The 4307-nt window shown below is 71.7% G+C and carries 4 protein-coding genes; 2 read left to right on the forward strand and 2 right to left on the reverse strand.

Going from position 1 to position 4307, the window contains the following annotated elements; all coding sequences use genetic code 11:
• The coding region (locus JHN63_RS50560) for an SMP-30/gluconolactonase/LRE family protein (protein WP_200691862.1) at window positions 1–939 on the forward strand (939 nt) is incomplete at its 5' end.
• Window positions 940–1033: 94 nt separating this feature from the next.
• Here the strand turns inward: JHN63_RS50560 and JHN63_RS50565 are convergent.
• Complete coding sequence (locus tag JHN63_RS50565; protein WP_234478928.1) at window positions 1034–2620, reverse strand: MFS transporter; 1587 nt, start codon at window positions 2618–2620, stop codon at window positions 1034–1036.
• Window positions 2621–2818: 198 nt separating this feature from the next.
• Here JHN63_RS50565 and JHN63_RS50570 point away from each other — a divergent pair, with 198 nt between their 5' ends.
• Entirely contained in the window at window positions 2819–3814 is a 996-nt protein-coding gene (locus JHN63_RS50570; protein WP_200691864.1) for an Lrp/AsnC family transcriptional regulator, read from the forward strand.
• Between the two features lie 108 nt (window positions 3815–3922).
• Here JHN63_RS50570 and JHN63_RS50575 read toward each other — a convergent pair.
• Window positions 3923–4307: jacalin-like lectin (locus tag JHN63_RS50575; protein ID WP_267953881.1), on the reverse strand; the 385-nt coding region annotated here is incomplete at its 5' end.

The raw sequence follows: 4307 nt of genomic DNA on the forward strand, positions 1-4307 counted from the left end.
CACCCCCGGCCCACCCGCCGCGCCCTGCTCGGTGGCGTCGCCTTGACCGCCCTCGCGGTGACCACCGGCACCGGCACGGCAAGCGCCGACTCATCAGCGCCGCAAGCGAGTTGGCCGACCGAGTTCCCGCTGCCCAACGGCTTCCTCCCCGAGGGCATAGCCATCGGCAGCAGGCCGTACGCCTATATGGGCTCCCGGGCCAACGGCGCGATTCTCCGCACCGACCTGCGCACCGGCGAGGGCGAGATCCTGTCCGCGGGCGCCACCGGCCTCGTCTCGGTCGGGCTGAAACTGGACCACGACGGCCTGTTGTACGTCGCCGGCAGCACCGGGGTCGCCAGAGTCGTCGACTCGCGCACCGGCGAGATCTTGACGAGCTATCAACTCACGCCGTCCACCGGCCACTTCATCAACGACGTCACCCTGCTCGGCGACCGCGCCTGGTTCACCGACTCGCTCGACGCGGTGCTCTACGGCGTTCCGCGCGGCCGTACGGGCGAGGTCACCGCCCTGCCGCTCACCGGCGACTGGGTGCAGACCCCGGGCGTGAACAACGCGAACGGCATCGTCGGCACCCCGGACGGGCACGGCCTGATCGTGGTCAGCAGCAGCCCCGGCAGGCTCTACCACGTGTCCCTGAAGACCGGCCACGCCACGGAGATCGCCCTGAGCGGCGCGTCGGACGTGGTCAACGGGGACGGTCTGTTCCGGATCGGCCGGACCCTGTACGTCGTCCAGAACCGGCTGAACCGGATCAGCGTGTTCGACCTCGACGCCAAGGCCATCACCGCGACCCTGCGCCGTACGATCACCGATCCGCGCTTCGACGTGCCGACGACCGCCGCCCGCTTCGGCAACCGGCTCTATCTCGTCAACGCCCGCTTCACGACTCCGCAGACACCCGACACGACGTTCACCGCCGTCGCCGTGTCGATCTGAGAGGGCAACGGGCGGGGCTCCGGCGCGATGTGCTGCCAGGTTTCAAGTGAGCCCCGCCCGTGGGCAGTTCGTGCCTCAGCGGTTCGGCGTCGGGTCAACTACCACTACGGGCTCCGACGGTCGGCGTCTGCCCCGCGGTGTCCGCGCCGGCCGCCGCAGTCGTCGTGGACCCGGATGCCTGACGCGGGCGCAGCAGCAGGACGCACACCAGCGCGGCGAGGAGCGTCAGCGACCCGGCCACGACCAGGCACAGGCGCATGCCGTCCAGGAAGGAGTCGCCCAGGGCGCCCAGGGCCCGCCCGGTGTCCGCGCCGAGGTTCAGATGGGCGACGGCGCCCAGGCCGTTCGCGTCGGCGGTGTCGACGATGGTCCGCTGGGTCGCGCCCGTCACCCCGGCGTCGGTGAGGTGGCCCGGCAGGGTGTCGAGCGCCTTGGTGGAGAGCAGGGCGCCCAGGACGGCCGGGCCGAGCGCGCCGCCGACCTGCCGGAACGCGTTGTTCCCGGCCGCCGCCATACCCGCCTGCTGATACGGCACGGAGGCCACGGCGGTCGCGGTCATCGGTGTCACCACGGTCCCGATGCCCAGGCCCAGCAGCGCCAGCCGCCAGGCGATGGACGCGAACGACGTGCCGGCGTCGACGCCGGTGAGTGAGAACAGCGCACCGGAGATGACCAGCAGACCACCCGTGATCAGGACGCGCGGCGCGACCCGGTGCATCAGCCGTCCGACCGGCGCGCCGACCACGATCGCCGCCGCGCACACGGTGAACAGCCGCCAGGCCGCCTGGAGTGTGTCGAGCTGCTGCACCAGGCCGAAGTAGAGGCTGAGCAGGAAGAAGAAGCCGATCAGCGCCAGGAAGGTGATCATCGCGACCAGCGTGGTGGCGGTGAACGCCGGGCTGCGGAACAGCGTCAGATCCAGCATCGGACTGTCGCTGCGCCGCTCGGCGAGCACGAACGCGACCCCGCCGGCCACCGCCGTGAACAGCGCCACCATGACCTTGACGTCCGTGAAGGAACCCGCGCCGCCCTCGATCACGCCGTAGACCAGCGCGGTGATGGCGAGCGTCGCGGTGACCTGGCCGGGCCAGTCCAGCTTCCGCCCTCCCCCACTCTCGGCTTCGCTCGAGCGGGGGGACCCCCATGGCGCCCGCGAGTCGGGCAGCAGCCGGGCGGCGACGACCAGTGCGATCAGCGGGACCGGGACGGAGGCCAGGTAGATCCAGCGCCAGGAGGTGTGGTCGAGGATGACGCCCGCGATCAGCGGGCCGACCGCCAGCGCGCCCATCAGGGCGGTCGCCCACAGGCCGATGAACTTGCCGCGCTCCCGGTGGTCGGGCACCGCGTGGCTGATCAGCGCCAGCGTGGTGGGCAGCAGGGCCGCCGCGCCGAGCCCGGCGAACGCCTGGCCGATCCACAGCACCTGTACCGACTGCGCGCACAGCGCCACGGCCGCGCCGACGGCGGCGAACAGCAGGCCCGCCTGGAACACCTTCTTGCGTCCGTGCACATCGCCGAAGACACCGGCGGTGAGGATGAACGCGGCCATGGGCAGCACGAACGCGTCCTGGACCCAGGACAGTTGGGCGGTCGACGCGTTCAGCGCCGACTGGATGGCGGGCAGGCTCACGGCGACCGTGGTCACCGGCAAGTAGGCGACGAAGACGCCGAGGCAGGCCATGACGAGGGTGGCCGCCCGCCGGTCGGGCCGCCCGCTCGCCGGGGTCGTGACGTTCACGGGGAACTCTCCTTGCTTCGGTGCGATGCCTCGAACAGGCATGCGCCCCAGGATCGGCTCCACCATGGACAAACACCAACGCAAGACCGAGAAGCGACCAGAAACCTCCACCCGGCCGCCAAGAGATGTCAGACTTCCCCCATGACAGACGAAGTCGACGGGAAAATCCTCCGCGCACTCCAGTGCGCGCCGCGCGCCTCGTTCCGGCTGATCGGCGAGGTGGCCGGAGTCTCGGAGCAGACCGCCGCCCGTCGCTTCCACGCCCTGCGCCGCTCCGGGGTGATGCGGGTGGTCGGCCTGGTCGACCCCGCCGTCCACGGCGACGCGCGCTGGGTCGCCCGGATCCGCTGCCGCCCCGACCGGGTCGGCCCGCTCGCCGACGCGCTCGCCCGCCGGCCCGACATCGCCTACGCGGGCCTCGCGTCCGGCGGTTCGGAGATCATCTGTGTCATCAGCGCGCCGGTGCACGTGCCGCGCGACGACGTCCTGCTGCGCCAACTGCCCAAGTCCGCCTCGGTGTTGGACGTCAGCATCGACCTGCTCCTCCATCCCTTCGGCGCACCCGGCAGAAGCGACTGGACGGGCCACGGCGGCCGGCTCACCCCCGAGCAGATCCAACTCCTGGTCGGCGAGCGGCCGTTGACCCCCGTCGGACCGCCCGTACGCCTCACCGAGGAGGACGCTCCGCTCCTCGACGCCCTCGCGGAGGACGGCCGCGCCTCCCACACCCAGCTCGCCGACGTCACCGGCTGGTCCACGGCCCGCGTCGCCCGCCGCCTGGATGCCCTGGAGAGTTCGGGCGCCCTCCTCTACGGAGTCGAACTGCTCGCCGCCCGCCTGGGGTTCGCGCTCAGCGCCACCCTGTGGCTGCGCGTCGCCCCCGCCCGCCTCGAACGCGTCGGCGAGGAACTCGCGGGCCACGACGAGGTCGCCTTCGCCGCCGCCATCAGCGGCGACTCCAACGTCATGGTCATCGCGGTCTGCCGTGACAACGAGGACCTGTACCGCTACCTGAGCATGAAGGTGGCCGCCGTCCCGGGGATCGACGGCTACAGCGTGAGCATCCGCGTCCACACCCTGAAGCAGGCCACCTCACTCATCTCACGCGGGCGGCTGGTGCCCTCGGCGTTCGCCTAGCGCGCGGCCGGGGTGCACGGAGCCGGACCACCCGCGGCGGCGGATGGTCCGGCTGGTGTGAACTGCCGTACAGCGCTTGCCACTTCGCCGCTACGGCAGCCGGCAGGGTCAGCGCTTGGTGTAGATGAAGCCGACCTTGTCCAGCTCGTCACCGGAGCGCCCGTGGAAGCCGGCGATCTGCCAGCCGGAGGGGGCGGTGCGGGTCACGCAGTCCGAGGTGGTGGTGCCACCGGCCAGGGTGTTGCCCAGGTTGGTGGTGAACTTGGCGTAGAAGATCCGCGTGGTGTCGTTGTACTTGCTCTCGCACAGGTACGCCGACGTCACGTACTCGCCGCTGCCCAGCGTCAGTGAGGACGCGGTGCCGCCGGTGCCGCCGTGGGTGAGCGTGGTGCCGTTGGCGAGGGTGATGCCGACCTGGTCGACGCGGGAGCCGGAGCGCAGCGAGATCTTGGTGGCGCGGGCGGCGGCGGGGACGCTGTCGATGTCCTGGTAG

The sequence above is a fragment of the Streptomyces sp. MBT65 genome, from assembly GCF_016612545.1.
Taxonomy (GTDB): Bacteria; Actinomycetota; Actinomycetes; order Streptomycetales; family Streptomycetaceae; genus Streptomyces.